15 protein-coding genes are annotated in these 22575 nt (G+C 36.4%); 10 read left to right on the plus strand and 5 right to left on the minus strand.

All coding sequences use genetic code 11. The annotated features are described in order from the left end of the window. Positions 1–276 precede the first annotated feature (276 nt). The 4 genes from ABEB31_RS12385 to ABEB31_RS12400 all read right to left on the minus strand — a co-directional run bounded on the left by ABEB31_RS12385 (position 277) and on the right by ABEB31_RS12400 (position 3211). Positions 277–561 (minus strand): GNAT family N-acetyltransferase, encoded by a 285-nt coding sequence (locus ABEB31_RS12385; RefSeq protein WP_347051936.1) that lies wholly within the window; start codon positions 559–561, stop codon positions 277–279. A 2-nt stretch (positions 562–563) separates the two neighbouring features. Continuing rightward, positions 564–959 carry an OsmC family protein gene (locus tag ABEB31_RS12390; RefSeq protein ID WP_347051937.1) on the minus strand — a complete coding sequence of 132 codons (396 nt, stop codon included), beginning with the start codon at positions 957–959 and terminating at the stop codon, positions 564–566. A gap of 5 nt (positions 960–964) precedes the next feature. Continuing rightward, a complete protein-coding gene (locus ABEB31_RS12395) occupies positions 965–1846 on the minus strand; it encodes a pirin family protein (protein WP_347051938.1) in 882 nt (293 codons plus the stop codon). A 264-nt stretch (positions 1847–2110) separates the two neighbouring features. Continuing rightward, positions 2111–3211 carry a DNA alkylation repair protein gene (locus ABEB31_RS12400; RefSeq protein WP_347051939.1) on the minus strand — a complete coding sequence of 367 codons (1101 nt, stop codon included), beginning with the start codon at positions 3209–3211 and terminating at the stop codon, positions 2111–2113. 346 nt (positions 3212–3557) lie between these two features. Here ABEB31_RS12400 and nadC point away from each other — a divergent pair, with 346 nt between their 5' ends. The 5 genes from nadC to priA all read left to right on the plus strand — a co-directional run bounded on the left by nadC (position 3558) and on the right by priA (position 9082). Then, positions 3558–4415, plus strand: a complete 858-nt coding sequence (nadC, locus tag ABEB31_RS12405; protein ID WP_347051940.1) for a carboxylating nicotinate-nucleotide diphosphorylase — start codon at positions 3558–3560, stop codon at positions 4413–4415. Between the two features lie 72 nt (positions 4416–4487). Next, positions 4488–5411, plus strand: coding sequence for a YihY/virulence factor BrkB family protein (locus ABEB31_RS12410; RefSeq protein WP_347051941.1), 924 nt, complete (start codon positions 4488–4490; stop codon positions 5409–5411). A gap of 1 nt (position 5412) precedes the next feature. Continuing rightward, positions 5413–5838, plus strand: coding sequence for a DUF2147 domain-containing protein (locus ABEB31_RS12415; RefSeq protein ID WP_347051942.1), 426 nt, complete (start codon positions 5413–5415; stop codon positions 5836–5838). A gap of 6 nt (positions 5839–5844) precedes the next feature. Further along, a complete protein-coding gene (bla-B1-FLAV, locus tag ABEB31_RS12420; RefSeq protein WP_347051943.1) occupies positions 5845–6603 on the plus strand; it encodes a subclass B1 metallo-beta-lactamase in 759 nt (252 codons plus the stop codon). Positions 6604–6631: 28 nt separating this feature from the next. Further along, positions 6632–9082, plus strand: a complete 2451-nt coding sequence (gene priA / locus ABEB31_RS12425) for a replication restart helicase PriA (protein WP_347051944.1) — start codon at positions 6632–6634, stop codon at positions 9080–9082. A gap of 3 nt (positions 9083–9085) precedes the next feature. On the opposite strand, the gene ABEB31_RS12430 is transcribed toward priA, so the two are convergent. Continuing rightward, positions 9086–9784, minus strand: coding sequence for a LytR/AlgR family response regulator transcription factor (locus ABEB31_RS12430; RefSeq protein WP_308068294.1), 699 nt, complete (start codon positions 9782–9784; stop codon positions 9086–9088). A gap of 178 nt (positions 9785–9962) precedes the next feature. Between ABEB31_RS12430 and rpsF the strand changes: the two genes are divergently transcribed. From rpsF to ABEB31_RS12455, 5 genes are all read left to right on the plus strand, one after another. Continuing rightward, positions 9963–10304: a 30S ribosomal protein S6 gene (gene rpsF / locus ABEB31_RS12435; RefSeq protein WP_347051945.1), complete on the plus strand. Its 342-nt coding sequence runs from the start codon at positions 9963–9965 to the stop codon at positions 10302–10304. 5 nt (positions 10305–10309) lie between these two features. Next, positions 10310–10606 carry a 30S ribosomal protein S18 gene (gene rpsR / locus ABEB31_RS12440; RefSeq protein WP_002987043.1) on the plus strand — a complete coding sequence of 99 codons (297 nt, stop codon included), beginning with the start codon at positions 10310–10312 and terminating at the stop codon, positions 10604–10606. 69 nt (positions 10607–10675) lie between these two features. Continuing rightward, positions 10676–11116 carry a 50S ribosomal protein L9 gene (gene rplI / locus ABEB31_RS12445; RefSeq protein WP_347051946.1) on the plus strand — a complete coding sequence of 147 codons (441 nt, stop codon included), beginning with the start codon at positions 10676–10678 and terminating at the stop codon, positions 11114–11116. A 129-nt stretch (positions 11117–11245) separates the two neighbouring features. Next, positions 11246–11719, plus strand: coding sequence for a DUF6495 family protein (locus ABEB31_RS12450; protein WP_347051947.1), 474 nt, complete (start codon positions 11246–11248; stop codon positions 11717–11719). 1115 nt (positions 11720–12834) lie between these two features. Then, on the plus strand, positions 12835–22554 hold the full coding sequence (locus tag ABEB31_RS12455; RefSeq protein ID WP_347051948.1) for an Ig-like domain-containing protein: 9720 nt from the start codon (positions 12835–12837) through the stop codon (positions 22552–22554). Positions 22555–22575: the final 21 nt, after the last annotated feature.

The following is a 22575-nucleotide window of genomic DNA, read 5'->3' on the forward strand; positions in this document are numbered from 1 at the left end:
TGAGGGGCAAAGGTTCAAAGGTTCACAGCGACATAGGATAAACTTTTTAAACAATTTATCTTTTCGGTGAAAGACACATCACTGTACGTCTCTACTTTTAAAGCTTTGAACCTCTGTCCCTCTGAACCTTTGTACCTTGTTGGAGGACAAAGGTTCAGAGGGACAGAGTAAAAGGTTCTAAACAATTTATTACTTATGGGAAACAAAAAAAGACGCACTCTGTACGTCTCTACTTTTAAAATCTTTGAACCTCTGTCTCTTTGAGCCTTTGTACCCTTAAGAAGAAAGCACATCTCTAATGTCCTCAACCTTATCAAAAACACTTTTTGCAAAAGGGCAAAGCGGAATAATTTGCACATTATTTTCTCTCGCAAATTCTACAGTTGCCATAAGGAGTTTTTTGCCCACGCCCTGACCGGCAAAATCTTCGCTCACTTCTGTGTGGTCTATAATAAATTTAGAATCTCCCGCCCAGGTATAGGTCATTTCGCCTGCTTGTTTGCCATCTTGTATTGCTTCAAAAGAGCCTTTTCTTTTATCGTCTGTTTGTTTTATTTCCATGATTATACTAAATGAGTTTCTATCTTAATTGTGTTTACTAATGTTTTATGCACCGGACAGCTGTTTGCGATTTTTAAAATTCGCTGTTTCTGTGCATCGTCTACATTTCCTGTTATCTGAATTTTAGTTTTGAATAAAGAAACAGTATGTTCCTCATCCTTTTCAAAATCTACCCAAATAGTTAGTTCTGAAACGTCCCAGGCTTTGCGGTCTATGTACATTCGTAAAGTGATGAGAGTGCAGGACGCAAGGGAAGAAGCCAGAAGTTCAAACGGACTAAAGCCTAAGTTTTTACCTCCCATTTCCTGAGGCTCGTCAGAAATCAGAATGTTGCCGGTTGCAGATGTTATTTCTGTGCGATATTTTCGGGTGTCGATTTTTGCTGTAATTGTATTCATAGAAATTATTTAATTCTTGGTTCAGGAAGTGGTACAAAATCAGTTTCGCCCGGCACTTTTGGAAAAGTCTGTGCTGTCCAGTCTTGTTTGGCTTTTTCAATTAATTGCTTGTCTGAAGATACAAAATTCCAAAAGATAAAATGTTCTTCAGGAAAAGGTTGTCCTCCAAAAATATAAACTGTCGTATTTGCTGCAATTTCAAATTCACAAAGTGTGCTGTCATTGGTAATTAGAATCTGTTTTGGATCGTAGATGTGTTCGCCACTTTTCATACTTCCTTCAAGAATGTACAATCCGCTTTCGCCGAATAAGTCTTTACCAATATTAATTTTAGCAGCTTCTGTACTTTTAATTTCTATAAAGTATAACGGACTGTAAACGGGAACCGGAGATTTTTTGCCGAAAGCTTCCCCGGCAATTAATTTATAAGAAACGCCTTTTTCTTCCCAGGCCGGAATATCCTGTGCTTCTACATGTGTAAAATTCGGGTCCATTTGTTCTAATTCTTTCGGCAGCGCAACCCAAATCTGAAGTCCGTGAAGCATTTTGTCTGAATGTCGAAGGTATTCCGGAGTCCTTTCAGAATGTACAATTCCTTTTCCTGCTGTCATCCAGTTTACAGCACCTGGCTTAATTTCGAGTTCTGTTCCTAAACTATCGCGGTGCATAATGCTTCCTTCAAACAAAAAAGTAAGTGTCGAAAGTCCGATATGCGGGTGCGGCGGAACATCCATATTTTCGTGGTCACTTAAATGTGCAGGTCCCATGTGATCGATGAATACAAATGGTCCAACGGCTCTTTTTTCGCGGAAAGGCAATAATCTTCCCACCATAAAATTGCCAATGTTGGCAGCGCGTTCTTCGATGATTAAACTGATATTTGACATGTGGTATTTTTTAGTTGAAAACAAAATTACAGTTATTGGGTTTGTCTGTAACTTAATTTAGATTAAGAAAGTATTTTTGGATTTTTAGATTATAAAAATAAGGAAAATAGATGAGTAATCAATTCATTATTGTTATTGAAAAAAGCGTATTTTTTGTCAGACTGAGCGTAGTCGAAGCCCGCAAAGTGATTCAGCATACGTGGCTTCGACTTCGCTCAGCCTGACAATACTTTGTTCAAATAGATAAAAATGAAATTCGTATTTTTAATTAATCAATTCAAATTCCAAAACTTCACTTTCAGTGCCATTAATAATAATCGACAATTGATGCATTCCGGTATGAAAAACACGCGTCGTAATCAATTTAAAAGACTGATTTCGTTCTACTTTAATTAGCTGATTTGGCTGATAGATTTTCTCACTGATTTTGAAGACTTTTTTCGCCAGATGCCCTTTTGCTTTTTTGTAATGAATGGCGTATTCTAAACGAATTGTTTTAGGTTCTTCGTTTTTATTATTCAAGTGAAAATGAAATTGAAGATAATCTCCAATATTTACTTTTGGCGTTTTAATTTCGAATGAGGAAAGTTCAATATTTGTACTTTCCAGACCGTAATGATTGAGGATTTCGGGATGACCTTGTTTTAATAAAGTCCGGCATCCGTGTTTTATAATGGCATCTGTTTCTTTGGTTTGTCCTTTCCATTTTGAAGCAATTTCTAAAACAATCTGCGGATTATCTTTTGCAATATCATTTAAATTATTGGCCACACTTCTGCGCACATATTCTGAAGGATCATTCTTTAGATTTTCTAAAATCGGAAGAATGGAAACCGGATCTTTTTTAAGAAACGGAATCGCCATTGCCCACGGTAATCGCGGGCGTGAACCTTCGCTTGCTAATCTTCGAACGTGATGATTTTCGTGCAGAGACCATTTTACCATTTCGTCGATCATTTTTTCTTTATATTTTAAAATAAAAAGACGAACGGCAAATTCGCAGCTTATAAATTGTGTTATTGTAACAAAAGCTTTTGCTGAGGTTTGAAAATCTTCTAAACCATATTGTTCGATATAATCTGCAAAAAATATAAACGCTAAATTGCTGTCTGTAAAATTATTTTTTCTGAGGTTTTTAATGATTTTGTCAATTAAAGAAACGGCTTCAGGAAAATTTTGCGGCATAAACTGATGAAAAACAACGGTTGTATGTTTCATTCTTTCCTTCCATTCTTTTTGCTCAAAATCTCCGTTGTAAATGGCTTCAATAAATTTTTGTTTATCGAAGGTCGGATGGACTTCCTCGACTGCAAGACCAAATTTTTCGTAGAAAGCAACGGAGTAAATATCTTTAATTAATCCCATGTTTTGGTTTGTATAAAACTCAAAGATATTTAATGTTCTTCTATTTATGCCAATGCGATAGTAAGTTTATGAAGATCTGTACTCCAATTATGACACGACGGTTCTGGTGTGCCGTTTGCGTGAGGGATAGGAGTGAAAAGCCCGCAGCCTGACGAAGGAAGAGCGAGGACTTGGAGTGGATAGCCCTGCCCGTAGGGACACGCCCATATTATTTTAAAGTAATTTGCCGGAATATCTGGATGGTTAAAAATCAAATTTTAAATGTTCGATCTGTTTTTTCATGTTGTTTAAACTTTTAATTCCATAAAATATGTTCTAATTTAGCATTTCATAAAATATAGAAAATATGATTAGCGACGCACAATTTGAAGCCGAATTACAACTAATGATTACCAATGCGATTCGCGAAGATGTAGGCCCGGGCGATTACAGTTCGCTGGCTTGTATTCCGGATTCAGCTTACGGACAAGCTAAATTATTGGTAAAAGATCAGGGAATTATTGCCGGTGTGGAGCTCGCTAAGATGATTTTTGAGCATGTAGATCCTCAATTAAAAGTAAAAACCTATATAGAAGACGGTACTCATGTAGAATACGGTGAGGTTGTTTTTGAGGTTTCGGGAAGTTCACAGTCTATTTTGAAAGCCGAAAGAGTGGTTTTAAATACGATGCAGCGAATGTCTGCCATTGCTACAAAAACCAATCAGTATGTGCAATTGTTAGAAGGTACGGGCGCTAAAATATTAGATACAAGAAAAACGACTCCCAATTTTAGAGCTGCTGAAAAATGGGCGGTAAAAATTGGAGGAGGCCAGAACCACCGTTTTGCGCTTTATGATATGGTGATGTTAAAAGACAATCATATAGATTTTGCAGGAGGAATTACGCTAGCAATCAAAAAAACCAAAGAATTTTTGAAAGAAAATAATCTGGATTTAAAAATAATTGTAGAAGCCAGAGATTTAGACGAAATTCGTGAAATCCTTTTAAGCGACGGCGTTCATAGAATTCTGATCGATAACTTTAATTATGAAGATACCAAAACTGCTGTGCAATTAATTGGAACTAAATGCCAGACAGAATCTTCGGGAAATATAAATGAAAAAACAATCCGCGAATATGCTTTGTGCGGTGTAAATTATATTTCGTCCGGAGCGTTAACGCATTCGGTCTATAATATGGATTTGAGTCTGAAAGCTTTTTAAATTGCAAACTATCAATTTGATTGAAATCTAAAAAGTCTAACGATCTAAAAAGTCTAAAAATCTAAAAAAAATATGTCTAAAGAGATAGAAGACCGGATTGAGAAAATTCCTGTGATTCGTTCTGCAGCCCGATTTTTAAAAAGAATAAAACTGCCGTGGCTGGAGGGTTTTTCGCTGTATGATTTAATGGAAATGTATACTTTGGGTATTCTTGAAGGTGCATTCTCGTATCATGCCAGCGCGGTTTCTTTTAGTTTTTTTATGGCATTATTTCCTTTTACTTTATTTATTTTAAACCTGATTCCGTTTATGCCGATAGACAATTTTCAGGAAGATTTTTTGCAATTCGTGCAGCAGGGTGTTCCGCCAAATACCTACGATGCAATTAGTAAGATTATCAGCGATATCTTAAATAATAGTCATTCCGGGTTATTATCGTCGGGATTTTTACTTTCTATTTTTTTAATGGCCAACGGAATTAACGGTATTCTAAGCGGTTTTGAATCTTCTAAACATGTATTTGACAAGCGCGGTTTTTTTAGTCAGTATCTGGTTGCGCTGGCTATTTCGCTGGTTATGACAATTATACTGTTTGTAACAGTTGCGACGATTGTTGTTTTTGAGGTTTTTATTCAGAAGACAATTATTCAGGATGTGTTGAGCGACAGAATTCCGCTGATTATTTTGGGCCGATATTTGTTTGTTATTTTAATGATCCTGATAACATCTTCGATATTATTACGTTATGGAACAAAACAGTACAATAAAGTACCTTTTATAAGTATCGGTTCTGTTTTTACGACCATCTTAATTGTTATATCTTCGTTCTTTTTTGGGATTTGGGTTATAAAATTTTCAAAATATAACGAACTTTATGGTTCTATTGGAACATTATTAATTCTAATGTTTTATATTTGGATAAACTGTATGATTCTGCTTTTAGGGTTCGAACTGAATGCTTCTATCAGAAAATTAAAACAAAAAAAAAATAAATAGTATGAAAAACTGGATGCTAACTATCGGCGTTTTCTTTATTGCACTAACCATGCAAAGTCAAAGTGTTATTGGAAAATGGAAGACAATTGATGACGAAACAGGAGAGGCAAAATCTATTGTGGAGATTTACGAAAAATCAGGAAAAGTATATGGTAAAGTAATAGAGATATTGCGCGCAGATCATAAAAAAGATCTTTGTGTAAAATGCGAAGGTGCCGAAAAAAATAAACCTATTTTAGGAATGGTTATTATAACTAATCTTAAAAAAGACGGTTCAGAATATAATGGAGGAACAATTCTCGATCCTACAAGCGGTAAAAAATACAAATGTTATATTACTTTAGAATCTGCAGATAAATTAAAACTTAGAGGTTATGTGGGCGTTTCAATTATGGGAAGAACACAATACTGGTCAAGAGTAAAATAGGTTTAAATGCGAAAAACAGTTTTCTTATTTTTATTGTTCTTTATGGCTTTACACAGCTTTGGACAATCTAAAAATTTGCCATTACAAATAAGTCATCTTACGGGTGACTTTTATATTTACAGGACTTTTAACGATTATAAAGGTGCAAAAATTTCTGCCAATGCCATGTATCTTGTCACAGAGAAAGGTGTTGTGTTGTTTGATGCTCCATGGGATAAAAGTCAGTTTCAGCCATTATTGGACAGCATAAAAATAAAGCACAACAAAAATGTTATTATGGTTTTTGCGACACATTCGCACGATGATCGCGCCGGTGGATTAGATTTCTACAGAAAAAAAGGAATTAAAACCTATTCCTGTAAACTGACAGATGAGATTCTAAAAAAGAAAAACGAAAAAAGAGCCGAATTTATCCTCCCAAACGACACAATCTTTAATGTCGGGAAATATAAATTTGAAGCGTATTATCCGGGTAAAGGTCATGCGCCTGATAATATTGTGGTTTGGTTTGAGAAAGAAAAGATTCTTTACGGAGGCTGTTTTGTAAAAAGTACCGAGGCAAAAGACCTGGGTTATTTAGGAGATTCTGATGTTAAGGAATGGGCGCAATCAATTAAAAAAGTACAGGCGAAATTTAAGAATCCGCAGTATATTATTCCCGGACACGATGGCTGGACAAATATAAAATCTCTGGATCATACTATGAAAATGGTTTATGATTATAATCTTTCCAGTACAACCTCTCAAAAATCCGGTCAGAAGTAATAATTTTACTGGCTTATAAAAACATTGCATGTATTTCATTGAAGTTATTTTACCACTTTCTTTAGCCAAGACATTTACTTATAAAATTTCTGAAGCTGAATACGATTTCATTAAAAAAGGAATGCGTGTCGCCGTACCTTTTGGTAAAAGCAAAATATATACTGCGCTTGTGCTGGATGTGCATGAAAATGCTCCCACATTGTATGAGGCAAAAGAAATTCATCAGATATTAGATGAACAGCCAATTGCCACCGAAATCCAGATTAAACACTGGCTTTGGGTTGCCAATTATTATATGTGTGCTATTGGAGATGTTTATCGCGGTGCATTTCCAAGCGGATTGTTATTGGAAAGCGAAACTATAATTTCGCATAAAGCAGATGTTATTGTAAACGACAGCGAACTTTCTGATGATGAATTTTTAATTTATGAAGCTTTACATCATCAAAGCTCTTTGAAGGTTCAGGAAATTGCTTCCATATTGAATAAAAAAAATATTCTTCCAATTCTGCAAAAATTAATCGCGAAAGATATTATTTTTCTGGATGAGGAAATAAAAGAAACCTATAAACCCAAATTAGTTCGATATGTAAAATTACATTCGAAATATGAGTCTGATAATGGTTTGGCAGAACTGCTGAATGTCTTAAAAAATGCCAATAAACAAAAGGAAATTGTTTTAATGTATTTTCAGCTTAGTGCTTCTGAGAAAAAACCAATTACAGTAAAAAAGCTGACAGAAGTAGCAAATGCTAGTGCAACAGCGGTTAAATCTTTGGTTGAAAAAGAAATTTTTGAAGAGTACTTCCTGCAGCAGGATCGTGTTTCTTATGAAGGAGAAAAAACAGAAAAAGAACTTCAGTTAAGTGAAGCGCAGCAAAAAGCTTTTTTAGCGATTAAAGATAGTTTTACAGAAAAAGAAGTTTCACTCCTTCATGGCGTCACTTCGAGTGGAAAAACAGAAATATACATCAAGTTAATTGAAGAATATCTACAAACAGGGAAACAGGTTTTGTATCTGCTTCCGGAAATAGCGCTGACTACACAATTGGTTTCTCGTCTGCGTCTTCATTTTGGAGATAGAGTGGCTGTATTTCACTCCAAATACAGTAACAATGAAAGAGTTGAGGTTTGGAGACAAACACTCGAAAATTCTGAAAAAGCCCAAATTGTAATAGGAGCAAGGTCGGCTTTGTTTTTACCATTTAATGATTTAGGATTGTTAATTGTAGACGAAGAACATGAGCAGACTTTTAAGCAAACCGATCCTGCGCCACGTTATCATGCAAGGGATGCCGCGATTGTCTTGGCCAATTTTCATAATGCGAAGGTTTTGCTGGGCTCTGCCACCCCAAGTATTGAAACGTATTTTAATACCCAAAACAATAAATACGGATTAGTAACTCTTGCAGAGCGTTATAAAAATGTTCGTTTACCGGAAGTGGTTTTGGTTGATCTGAAAGACAAGCATTTCAGAAAAAAAATGACAGGACACTTTAGTGATGTTTTGATTGATGAAATTGCCGAAGCATTATCGCTTGGAGAACAAATTATACTTTTTCAAAACAGAAGAGGCTATTCTCCTATAATAGAATGTCTTACTTGTGGACATGTACCACATTGCCAACAGTGCGATGTGAGTCTGACTTATCACAAGAACAAAAATCAGCTTCGGTGTCATTACTGTGGCTATTCCATTGCCAAACCGACCAATTGCCATAGCTGTTCGAGTATCGACCTGACTACAAAAGGTTTTGGTACAGAACAGATAGAGCAGGAGTTGGTCTCGCTTTTTCCAAAGGCAAAAACAGGAAGAATGGATCAGGACACTACGCGTGGTAAATTTGGTTTTGAAAAAATAATTGACACTTTTAAAAATCGTGAAATCGATATTTTGGTCGGAACACAGATGCTGGCCAAAGGGTTGGACTTTGATAATGTAAGTCTGGTTGGAATTATGAATGCCGATAATATGCTGCATCATCCTGATTTTAGAGCTTTTGAGCGCAGTTTTCAAATGATGACCCAGGTAGCAGGAAGAGCCGGGAGAGCAGAGAAACAGGGTAAAGTCGTTATTCAGACTTATAATCCAAGTCACAATACCATTCAGCAGGTTACAGACCATAATTATATAGGTATGTATAAGGAACAATTGTATGATAGACAGATTTATAAATATCCGCCTTACTTCAGAATCATAAAGCTGACTTTAAAACATAAGGATTTTGATAAATTGAAAGAAGGATCTATGTGGCTGTATCAGGTTCTGAGTCAAAATCTCGGAATGCCTGTTTTGGGACCTGAAGAACCGGCAATTAGCAGAATAAGAAATGAATATATAAGGACTATCGTGATTAAGATTCCGCAAAATCTGCATTTGGGTAATACAAAAAAAACTATTCAGAAAATGCTAAATAGTTTTGAAGCTGTTGCTCAGTACAGAGCTATAAAAGTTGTCGTTAATGTAGATTTTTATTGAAAATTAAGAAGAAGTTGAAAGAGCTTTTACGAGATCTTCTTTCTTGTTTCTGCTCAAAGGGATTTTAGTAATTCCGATTTCGGCAAATTTACTGTTAAAACGCTCGACCTTATCTATATTTATAATGTATGATTTGTGGACACGAATAAATTTATCTTTAGATAAATCATTTTCAAAAGATTTCATTGTAGAAAGAACCAGATTACTGTCATCTTCGGTTACTACCCGTACATAATCTCCAAAAGCCTCAATCCATTTAATTTTAGAAGTAAAAATTTTAAGTTTTTTAAGATTACTTTTGATGAATATATGTTCGCCTTCTTCTTCTTTGACATCCTTTTTTAACAAATGCATATCAATCGCTCTTTTTACGGAAGCATTAAAACGGTCTACGGCAATTGGTTTCTGCAGATAATCAGTAGCATCGTAATCAAATGCTTTTAAAGCGTATTCAGCTTTAGAAGTAATAAAAATAATCTGAGGTTTGGATTTAAGTCCGTCCAGAAAATCAAAACCATTAATAACCGGCATTTCGATGTCCAGAAAGATAAGATCTATATTATTTAATGAAATACAGCTTTTTGCCTCAATTGCATTCGAAAAGTCGCCAATTAAATGCAAGCCTGGGTGATTATTTACCAGTTTGGCAATAATTGTCCTTTGTATAGAACTATCATCAACAACAACACAGTTTAGTTTCATAACTTTCAAATTTAGAATAAATTCAGGATAGCAGTAGTAAATGTATTATTTTTTATAGAAATAAACTAAAATGAACCAATAATTTTTGCATTATGACGAATAAGAGGAAAAAAATGTTGCAGATATAAATTTAATCATTACTTTTGCACCCAATTTTAACAAATAAATTTTATTATTTATGAATCATTATGAAACTGTTTTCATTTTAAATCCCGTTTTGTCTGAAGTTCAGGTGAAGGAAACAGTAACGAAATTTGAAGAATTTCTTACTAGTAGAGGAGCTGAAATGGTATCGAAAGAGGATTGGGGTCTTAAAAAAATGGCTTACGAAATCCAAAACAAAAAAAGTGGTTTTTATCACTTATTCGAATTCAAAGTACCTGGAGAAGTTCTAATTGCTTTTGAAACTGAATTTAGACGTGACGAAAGAGTTATGCGTTTCTTAACTGTAAGTTTAGATAAACATGCTATTTCATGGGCGGAGAGAAGAAGAGCTAAATTAAAATCTACTAAAGCGTAATTATTATGTCTACAATTGAGCAATCTGCAAAAGGAAAAAAAGACGGAGATATCAGATATTTAACGCCTTTAAACATTGAAACTAACAAAACTAAAAAGTATTGCCGTTTCAAAAAATCAGGAATCAAATACATCGATTATAAAGATGCTGATTTCTTATTGAAATTCGTAAATGAGCAAGGAAAAATTCTTCCTCGTCGTTTAACAGGAACTTCATTAAAATACCAAAGAAAAGTTTCTGTAGCTGTAAAAAGAGCTCGTCACTTAGCTTTAATGCCATACGTGGCCGATTTATTAAAATAATTAAAAACTCTAGTCGCTGGTTTCTATTGAATGTAGAACCTAACTTCTAAAATATATAAGGACAACAACATGGAACTTATTTTAAAACAAGACGTACAAAACCTGGGATTTAAAGATGATGTAGTATCTGTAAAACCTGGTTACGGTCGTAACTTTTTGATTCCTCAGGGATTTGCTTCTTTAGCAACTCCTTCTGCTAAAAAAGTTTTAGCTGAAAACTTAAAACAAAGAGCTCACAAAGAAGCTAAAGTTGTTGCTGATGCAAAAGCAACTGCTGAAACTTTAAAAGCTCTTGAGATTAAAATTACTGCTAAAGCTGGTGGAGAGAAACTTTTTGGTTCTGTTACTAATATCGATATTGCTGAAGCATTAGAGAAATCAGGTAACGCTATCGATAGAAAATTCATCACAAGCGGAATCGTAAAACGTACAGGAAAATACAACGCAAGCATCCGTTTACATAGAGATGTTATTGTTGACTTACCATACGAAATTGTTGCTGAAAAGTAATAGTTTAAATTACAATATTAAAATCCCGATGTAAATCGGGATTTTTTTTTATAATAAATAGTTTAGATTTTAGGTTATTTGTCATAACAGATTTATAACTTAAAATGTAAATAGTAAAGCTTAAAATAAATGAAATACGCAAGATTAACAAAGGAACAGTTTGATGAATTACATGCTGAATTTGCAAATTTTTTGGCAACACAAACCATTGACAGAAAAGAATGGGAAGAACTTAAAATTAACAAACCAGAAGTGGCAGAGCAGGAGCTTGATGTTTTTTCAGATCTAATTTGGGAAGGGGTTTTAAGCAGAGCAGAATATTTAGAACACTTTTCTAAAAATCATATTTTTTTATTTCACTGTCTCGACACAGAAGTGAAGTCAATCGTATTAAAATCTTTATCTCCTGAAACTGATTTTTTAACTAAAGAAGGGCTTCAATGGTTAAGTGATAATATGTTTACGGACAATATTGAGATGAAAATTGGCAAAAAAGTATTTACTGAGGAAAGAAATTCTTCCCTCTTCGAACTGATCAAACAAGGTGCTTTTTTAAGCGATGGTCAATTATTTAATCAAATTAATCAAATTATAGAGTCATAATTCGAATTTTTGAAAGATTAAAGGGCAAACAATTAAATGTTAATTGTTTGCCCTTTTTTAGTTTATTTTAACTTTTGTTTAAATATATTCAAAAATAATCTACGTATATCTACTTGTTTTGCTAAAATTAATTTAAATAAATGGCTTTCGGTCATATAGTTTTTATTTTAGACTGTATTTGGTCTGAATAACGGATAGTTTTGTCGATACTACTAAAAATAATATAAGTTTTTACTTACTTATTCTCTATTTAACATATTTTAATCATTATTTTGTTTAAGAAATTATTTAGTTTATAAATTTGTTAAAACTACCGTTTTTTCTGATGTTTTAGCGCCTTAGAAATCTTATATTGATTTTTTAAGATTAAATTATAAGAATTTTATGTTTGTTTTGTGTTTTAGTTTTTTTTAATTTTATAATACAAAGGTTAAACAAAGTTTTGCTTTTAAAAAATTTTAAATTTCTAATAACATAATAGTCTGTGTATGGAATTGACAATTACTTTCTTAATCCAGTTTACTTTAACTTTTTCTATTATTTTAGTTATAGTTTCAATTCTGTCCAACTTTATTCTTCCTTCTAAACAAAAATCTGATCGTTTTAAACTATATAAATTCAACTGTCTTCATTCTAAATGGATGTTTTTTAATTTTCCTTTTCTAAAGATGAATTACGAGAAGTATCTTTTTTATGATGATATAATTTAAATCACGAGAAAGTTTTTTCTCCTTGTTTTAAAAAAGATTAATCAACTTTTTTAGAATATTAAATCGAGTAATTAAAAATAGAATCCCCATTCTACTCCAACTAAAATTTTCTAATATGAAAATTGGATCTACTGCAAATCACTCCTTTCTGGAAAATGATTTAATTCATTTTTCATCGCAAAAAGAACAACTTTTTTTATCTGATTAAGATAGAATTGTTCTCTGGTACATGCAGATGTACCAAACTCAACATATATTTTTTTTGTAAAAGCTAGTTTAAGAGCTTAGTTATAAGTTTTTAAATTTTGCTTTAAGTATTTGATTTTTAATTGATTATTTAATTGCGTAAGTACTTGTACTTATTGCGAGAGTTGTTTTATTGTCCATTTTCTAATCTTCCAAATTATGAAAAAAAAATTTACTTTTTGTAGTCTCCAATTTCAAAAGAGATTATTAGGGCTTTTATTTTTATTCTTACTAGGTAGTAATGCATTTTCGCAGACGATTTGCAGACCAGTGTCTCAAACCAACAGCCAAGGTGGATTACTATGTGTGGGACTAAATGTAGATAGCCCTGCTAACGCTTACGACAGCGCTGGCTTAACAACCTTTGCAACTTTAACCAATTCGGTTGGAGTAGGATGTTTTGTTGAAGAAACGTTGACTCTGAATCAGACAGCGAGAGCTGGAGATCAGATTGCGATTTATTTTGGTACCGGAAACGGTTTGCTGGACGTTGGATTATTATCAAACGCCTCTTTACAGGCAAAACTTTCAGGTGATAATGTGGGTTCGAGTGTGGCTTTAAATAGTCCACTTTTGAATTTAAATCTGCTCAATGGGAATACGGTCGCAGTTGCAAAATTTAATGTGACGGGTGACACCAACCAAATTCAGATTCAGGTAGGAGGTCTTCTAAGCCTGCTGGTAAGTTTGCGTATTTATGATGTTCGATTAGAATTTGCACAGCCTACTGTAACAGGCGGTTTGACTCAAACTGTTTGTGCAGGATCTGCAACTACTTTAACTGCAGCTCCGGCTACTGGTACTACACTTGCCTGGTATAGTTCAGCCTCTTCTACTACCGCATTGGCCACAGGAAATACTTTCACAACTCCGGTGTTAACTAACAATACGACTTATTATATCGGAATTTCCAGAGCAGCCGGCTGCGAAGGGAATGTTCGTGTTCCTGTTGTTTTAAACGTTTTAAATCCGGTTGCACCGGCAGTTAGCAATGTGGGAACTTCTGTATGTTCTACAGGCGCGCCTCAGCAAACTACTTTATCTGTTATAAATGCTGTACCGGGAACAACTTACAATTGGTATTCTGATCCTGCAGGTGGTACACTATTGGCATCTGGAAATACATATGCGCCAACTGTTCCCACAGGAAGTACAACTTTCCATGTTGGAGCTGTAATAGGAGCTTGTTCAAGTCCTACACGTACTCCGGTAACCGTGAATTCTACTCCGGTTCCGGCAACGCCAACTGTTTTGACACAAAGTGTAACGATCCAGTCTGGTCAAAACGCAACTTTGAATGCAACAACTTCAGAGACCGGAGCGCAGCTTAATTGGTTCGATGTGGCAACAGGCGGAACACCAGTAGCGACCAATACTCAATCGTTTACGACGTCTATACTTACGGCAACAAAAACATATTATGTTGAAGCAGAAAGTGCAAATGGCAATTGTGTAAGTGCAGCGCGAGTACCGGTAACTGTTACTGTTATACCGGCAGCTTTAGGCGGCTGTCTTGAAGCCAGCAGTCAGCAGACTTTGCAAAATGGAATATGTTTATTGTGTAGCTCTACAAATGCGAATAATTCGGTAGATGGAAATCCTGCTACTGCTGCAAGACTTACCGTGCCGGTTGGTTTGATTAATGGATATGTTCAGCAGACTTTACAATTTACGAATCCTGGAAAAGCGGGTGACAGAGTAGATGTTGAGTTAGAATTACCAGGAGGTTTGGCAGATGTCGCATTATTAGGTGCTGTTAGTCTGGCAACTTATAATGGGGCAACTTATAATAACGACAGAATTCAGATTAATAATCCGTTAATCACTTTGCAATTATTATCAGGAAATCGTTTTAGAGCTAGTGTTGTTGCTGGTGCTAATTTTGATCGTGTTGAAATTCGATTAGGAGGTTTGGCATCGGTTTTAACTAGTTTAGATATTTACCAGGCAACTTATAAATACAAGGCTCCTGCTATTTCAGGAAACGCAAGTATTTGTAGCGGACAAACAACAACTTTAACTGCTGCTCTTGCAGTAGGAGAAACTATAAATTGGTATAGTACAGCGACAGGCGGAGCATCTTTGGCTAATACCGCAGCGTTTACAACTCCAACTTTAACTGCCGATACTGCTTATTATACCGAAATAACCAGAAATGGTTGCGTTAATGGAGAGAGAGCTGCGGTTCAGGTTTCTATTGTTAATCCAGTTGCTCCAGCTTTAAGTGCTACTCCGGTTAATTTATGCGCAGGAGGTACTTCTACAATTACAGTTCAAACTCCTGTTGCAGGAACAACTTATAATTGGTACGATGCTGCAACTGCAGGTAATTTAGTATTTACAGGAACTTCATTTACAACTGCGCCTTTATCTTCTACTACAACATATTATGTTGAGGCTGTAATTGGGGATTGTGCATCAACCAGAAATTCTATAACATTAAATATCACTCCGACACCAGCTGCACCAGTTGCATTGTCTTCGACAGTGATTATTCAGTCAGGACAAAATGTAACATTGCAGGTAAGTCCGGTTGCAGGTATCAATCATGATTGGTTTGATGTACCAACCGGCGGAACAGCAATTGCTGTAGCTACAGATAATTTTACGCCAACACCAGCTTTAACTGCTAATAAAACCTATTACGTTCGGGCAAGAAATACTGCGGGAGATTGTTTAAGCAGTACTAGAACGGCTATAAATGTGGTGGTGATAAATACTGTAAGTACTTGTTTGCAACCAAGTTCGCAATCTGTTGCTCAGTCAACTCTTGTTGCTTGTGTTTTATGCGGTAATAATAATCCTCAATTTGCAGTTGATGGAGATATAAATACGGCCTCAAGACTTACACTTGGTGTCTCATTAGCCGGAGGTTATATTCAGCAAACATTAATTTTCGGTACTCCGGGACAGGCAGGTGATATTATTGATGTTGAATTGAATTTACCAGGAGGAATTGCTGATGTTAATTTATTAGGTTCCGTGAGTTTAGCAACATTAAATGGTACAGTGGAAAATGGAGACAGAACATTAATTAATGGAGGTTTAATAAATCTTCAATTATTATCAGGTACCAGATTTAAAGCCAGTATAAAAGCTGCAGCCACTTTTGACAGAGTTGAAGTGAGACTCTCAGGAGGCTTGCTTACCGCTTTAACAAATTTAGATATATACGGTGCATCTTATAGATTTCCAGACGCTGTGATTACAGGCAATGCTGCCCCAATTTGTACGGGACGGAATGCTTTACTTTCAGCTTCATCAACAGGTTCTGAAACATTTGCATGGTACGCTACTCCAACAGGAGGCGCAGCACTTCCAACTACTCTGGTAAATGGTGTACAGACATTAGATACAGGAAATTTAACATCTACAACAACTTATTATTTAGAAGCTTCAAGAGGAGCTTGTGTTAATGTGGCCCGTCAATTGGTTACTGTAAATGTAAATCCGTTTGCTCTGGCATCTAATATTGTCGCTACAAGTCCTTTAGAAGCATCTTGTGCAGGAGTTGAGGTAATTTCACCCAGCTCTGCTTTGCCAGGCGCCCAATTCAGATATTATACAGATCAAAATAGGAGTACTGAAATTGTAAACGGAACCACAATAGGTTCAGTTTCTTTTGCTAAGAATGCTGCAACCGGAGCTCTTACAGTATCTGGTTTAAATGCTGGAAATTCTCCTTATACTTATTTTGTATCCGTTTCCAGTCCGACAACTTGTGAAAATGCTAACGGAACACTGCTTCCAATTAGTATAACTTTCCCAACAACTACGACTTTGACGGTAAATCCTTCTCCGGCACCAGGCTGTGGTAGTTTCAATTTAAGAAATGCAATTACTAATTTTGACACGACAGGAAGTACAACTTATACTTTTTATGATGCTTCAAACAATGTAATTACTGCAGATGCTGCAGCAAATTTAACAACGGGAGGAGTCTATTATATCGAAGCTCACGGAACAACTGAAACTTGTCCATCTGCGAGACAATCTGTAACAGTAACTATAAATGCCTTACCAAGTTTAGTCATTACAAATCCTTCAGAGTCAGTTGCTGTTGGTACAAATGTTACTTTAACTGCAACTTCAACAGGAACAATAACCTGGTTTGGTCCGCAAGGAAATGCATTGGCCGGACCGCCGTTTACTACGGGGCCATTAAGCACGCCTGGTGTTTACACCTATACTGCTGTTGCAAATAACGGAACTTGTACTTCAACTGCAACCAAAGTGATAAATGTAATTGATTTAAGCAGCTGCCAGACATTAAATGAGAGAGTCTATGCTACTGCACAATCATCTGGGTTTATCCTTACTGGAGGTGTCAGTAACAATGGAAATGCTGTTGATGCAAATCCACAGACTTATTCGACTATAACTACAGGTTTAGGACTTTTAGGAGTTGGAACAACCTGGCAAAATCTGACTTGGCCGGCTCCTATTGCAAAAGGTACTCCTGTTACCGTTAAATTAGGTTCTAAATACAGTTTATTGGCTGTAGGACATAATTTGTCAGTAATTGGAACTATTGGTGGAACTGATATAGGAACCATGCAGCCTGTTTCCGGGTCATTATTAAATTTAATTTCCGGAGACAATACATATGAATTTACTTTTGTCCCTTCAGATGCTTCTGGTCCGCAAAATTATGACGGAATTAGAATTCAGTCAGCTTCAGTAGTTAGTGTTGCTCAAAACACAAAAGTATTCGATGCTCATTATAACAGATCGGTTACAAGTGTAGCTTGTACGCCTGGCGATATACAGGATGTTTTTTATGGAGCAACAGATTTAGGACTTCCTGTTGGTGCAGCAACTGCTTTGGTTGGAGTTAGTGACGCTTTCAATGTTGCAGATAGTGATGTCAGTACATTTGCCACAATGTACAGCGGCGCAGGTGTTTTGGCTGCGTCTGATTTAACTGTTCAGTTTAAAACACCATCTGTGATTAGTGATAGTTTACGAATTATAATCTCAAAACCGGGAGCGCTTTTAGATGTTAATCTTCTTACCGGTTTGACTATTCAAAGATATCTTGGAAATGTTGCCGTAGGAGCACCAATTCAAAATACAAGCAACTTATTAAGCTTAAGATTATTACCAGGAAATTCTCTCGCAGTAGTATTAGTGTCTTCCCCAACAGAAATTTACGATAGAGTTAGAATTCGTTTTGGTGGGGTTGCAGGAGTACTTGAATTCTTAAGAGTTCACACTGTAGAAAGAACAGCAAATACAACGATAGTAGGAGCCGACCCTACAAATAAAATAGCGATTTGTCCGGGTGAAACTCTGACACTTCAGATTCCGGAGCAGGCGTGCTCTACTTATATCTGGTATGATGCCGAAACAGGAGGAAATGTGGTAGCAAGTGGTCTGACATTTACATTGCCAGCAAGCCTTACTGCGGGAATTTATAAATATTATGTACAACCGGTACGTTACGGTTGCGAAACATTTGCAAGAGGAGAGGTTACTGTAGAGGTAAAAGCTACTGCTCCTGTAAATGCTATAACAAATATTACATTAAATGGTGGTACTACAACTTCAGTTTGTTCACAGTCAGGAACAGTAACTCTAGCCACAAGCTTAAGTGGAACACCTGCCTTAACTAATCCGATTTACACATGGTATACTTTTGCTGGTACTACACTTCAGGCGGTTCCGGGAGCAACAACAGCAGAATTAACAATTAACGGATTAACTCCGGGAACCTACACGTATTATGTTGGAGTGAGCTCAGATGAGTTTTGTGAAACTGCAGCAGCAGACAGAAGACAAATTACGTTTACTATTCTGCCTCCTTCAACGGTAAATGATATTTTGGTTGATGATGTAAAAGTTTGTCATAGTGTACCAGCTTCGCTAACCCCAACTGCACCAACATTGACTACGCCAGTGTTCACCTGGTATTTAGATGCCAATAAGACGCAGGTAATTTCAAATGGTTTAATCCGTAATGGAGTAACGTATACAATTGATGCTAATGGAGTATTAACAGCAGTTGGATTAACTAAAGCCATAAGTCCAATTACCTATTATGTAGCGGTGTCAAGTACCACTACTTGCGAAAATCTTGCAGGTACGTTACAAGAGGCTGTAATTATGGTTAGTGATCCAAATACATCGACAACTACAGATGATACTCAGGATTTCTGTTTATCTACAGTTGCGACAGTAGCCAATATTCAGGTAAATGAAAGTAATATAATATGGTATGATGCAGCAACTGGTGGAAATCTAATTGCTTCAACAACTCCATTAACCAGCAGTATATACTATGCTGCATCTACAGATGCTATAACAGGATGCGAAAGTTCAGTAAGACTGGCGGTGACTGTTACAGTAACTGACCCAGGAACCCCAACATTGGTAACAGCAGGAACGCAAAACTTCTGTACAGTAAATGTACCGACTTTTGCAAGTGTTCAGTTTACTCAATCTAATATCGTTTGGTATACAACAGCAACAGGCGGAACTATTATTCCATCTACAACATCTTTAACAAGCGGAACTTATTTTGCAGCGATTTCAGATCCGGCAACAGGTTGCGAAAGTGCTTCAAGATTAAGTGTTGATGTAATTATCAGCGATCCGGGAACACCGACATTGGCAACAGCTGGAACACAAAACTTCTGTACAGTAAATGCACCCACTTTTGCAAGTATTCAGATCAATCAGCCAAATATAGTTTGGTATACGGCTTTAACTGGCGGAACTTTGATTCCTTCAACGACAGCTTTAACTACAGGACAATATTTCGCAGCGATTTCAGATCCAACAACGAGTTGTGAAAGCGCTTTAAGATTAGCAGTTGATGTAATTGTAAACGATCCGGGTACACCGACACTGGTGACAGCAGGAACACAAAACTTCTGTACAGTAAATGCACCAACCTTTGCGAGCGTTCAGTTTAATCAGACCAATATTGTTTGGTATGATGCGCCAACAGCAGGAAACGTAATTGCTCCGACTACAGCCTTAACAAGCGGAACCTATTATGCAGCTTTAACAGATGCTGGAACAGGTTGTGAAAGTGCTTCAAGATTAGCAGTTACTGTAATTGTAACTGATCCTGGAACACCGACATTGGTGACAGCAGGAACACAAAACTTCTGTACAGTAAATGCACCGACTTTTGCGAGCGTTCAGTTTACTCAATCTAATATCGTTTGGTACACAGCAGCAACAGGCGGAACTGTTATTCCATCAACAACAGCTTTAACAAGCGGAACTTATTTTGCAGCGATTTCAGATCCGGCAACAGGTTGCGAAAGTGCGTCAAGATTAAGTGTTGATGTAATTGTCAGCGATCCGGGAACACCGACATTAGTAACAGCGGGAACACAAAACTTCTGTACAGTAAATGCACCCACTTTTGCAAGTATTCAGATCAATCAGCCAAATATAGTTTGGTATACGGCTTTAACTGGAGGAACTTTAATTCCTGCTACGACAGCTTTAACTACAGGACAATATTTCGCAGCGATTTCAGATCCAACAACAAATTGTGAAAGCGCTTTAAGATTAGCAGTTGATGTAATTGTAAACGATCCGGGTTCACCAACATTAGTAACTGCAGGAACACAAAACTTCTGTACAGTAAATGCACCAACCTTTGCGAGCGTTCAGTTTAATCAGACCAATATTGTTTGGTATGATGCGCCAACAGCAGGAAACGTAATTGCTCCGGCTACAGCTTTAACAAGCGGAACCTATTATGCAGCTTTAACAGATGCTGGAACAGGTTGTGAAAGTGCTTCAAGATTAGCAGTTACTGTTATTGTAAATGACCCTGGAACACCAACATTAGTGACAGCGGGTACACAAAACTTCTGTACAGTAAATGCACCGACCTTTGCAAGTGTTCAGTTTACTCAATCTAATATCGTGTGGTATACAGCAGCAACAGGCGGAACTGTTATTCCATCTACAACAGCTTTAACAAGTGGAACTTATTTTGCAGCGATTTCAGATCCGACAACAGGTTGTGAAAGTGCTGTAAGATTAAGTGTCAATGTAAGTGTAAGCAATCCTGCTACACCAACAACTACAGCTGCTTCTCAAACTTTCTGTACTGGTACAAATCCAACGGTAGCCAATATCCAGGTGAATGAACCTAATGTAGTATGGTACACAGCAGCAACTGGCGGAACTGCATTAGCTTCTATGGCAGTACTAACAACAGGAACTTATTTTGGTGCCATAAAAGATCCGGCAACAGGATGCGAAAGCAGCGTGAGACTGCAGGTAGCAATTACAGTTGGTAACACAGTAAATCCGACAACAAATAATGCTTCTCAAACTTTCTGTTCAACAAATTCGCCAACAGTGGCAAATATTCAGGTTAATCAAACCAATGTAACATGGTTTGCAACAGCGACAGGAGGAACAGCTATTCCAACAGGAACAGCACTTACTTCAGGCGTATATTATGGTAATATTCTTGATCCTGTATCGGGTTGTGAAAGCGCATTCCGTTTAGCAGTTTCAGTTACAGTCGTTGCACCTGCGGCGACTCCGACAACTGCTAATACAACACAAAATTACTGTACATTGAATAATCCAACGATTGCCAATATTAAGGTAAACGAAGCCAATGTTGTGTGGTATAATACAGCGACAGGAGGAACTGCACTTCCTTCAACAACAGCCCTTGTAACACGAACTTATTACGGAGCAATTGCCAGTGCAGTTGGTTGTGAAAATCCGGTAAGACTAGCCGTTACAGTAAATGTAAATACGCCAGGTGTGGTAACAACGCCAAGAACATCACAAACGTTCTGTTTAAGTGCATTGCCAACATTAGCTAATATTTTAGTAAATGAGACCAATGTTGTTTTCTACACTACGCCAACTGGCGGAACAGCGTTAGCAGCAAATACACCATTAACTGCTACTACTTATTACGCAGCTGCTTTAAACAACACAACGAATGGTTGTGATAATGGTCCAAGATTAGGAATTACAATTTCATTTGAAGATGATGCTGCAGTTCAAATAGCAACTACAGATGATACTCCATGTGTTTTCAAAGGAGTAACGTATTCGATCGCAAACGGAAAATCCAATTATGTGTGGACGATCACTGGTGGAACAATTATCTCTGGAGGTTCAACAGCTGATGGGTCTGTAACAGTTTCCTGGTCAGATGTAGGTCCCGGAACAGTAACTGTTTCTTATTTAAATAATTGTAATGAGAGAACAGTTAAAACATTAAATGTTAGTGTAGCAAGCTGTTCAGACTTAACAATTACACATACTGTAGATAATCCGACACCAAATTTTGGTGATCAGGTAACATTTACTATCACGGTAAATAATGTGGGTGAAGGCGATTTCATAAATACAATTGTCAGCGATTTACTTCCTAGCGGATTAGAATTAATTAGTTCATCTGCATCTTTAGGAATATACGATCCTGCCACACAACTTTGGACAATACCTGTCTTAAATGCAGGTCAGAGTGTAACACTGACTATTGTTGCAGAAGTACTTTCAAGCGGTAATTATACAACTGTAGCTTCTGTAGAAATTTCAACACCTTTAGATGTTGATACAACAAACAATTCAGCATCAGTTACTTTAGAACCAATTTGTTTGACTGTCTACAATGAGTTTACGCCAAATAATGATGGTAAAAATGATTTGTTCCGAATTGATTGCATCGAATCTTATCCGAACAATGAGCTGAAAGTATTTAACAGATACGGTGCCTTAGTTTACAATAAAGCAAATTATGAAAATGATTGGAACGGAACAGCTAATGTTTCCGGAGTAGTTAATAGAGGAGATATGTTGCCAACAGGTACTTATTTTTATGTGATAACCATTGGAGATGGAACGGTTAAAAAAGGCTGGTTATCTATAATGAGATAAACCACTCTATTAATCATCTAA

This window comes from Flavobacterium olei, assembly GCF_039749035.1.
Classification (GTDB): Bacteria; Bacteroidota; Bacteroidia; order Flavobacteriales; family Flavobacteriaceae; genus Flavobacterium; species Flavobacterium olei.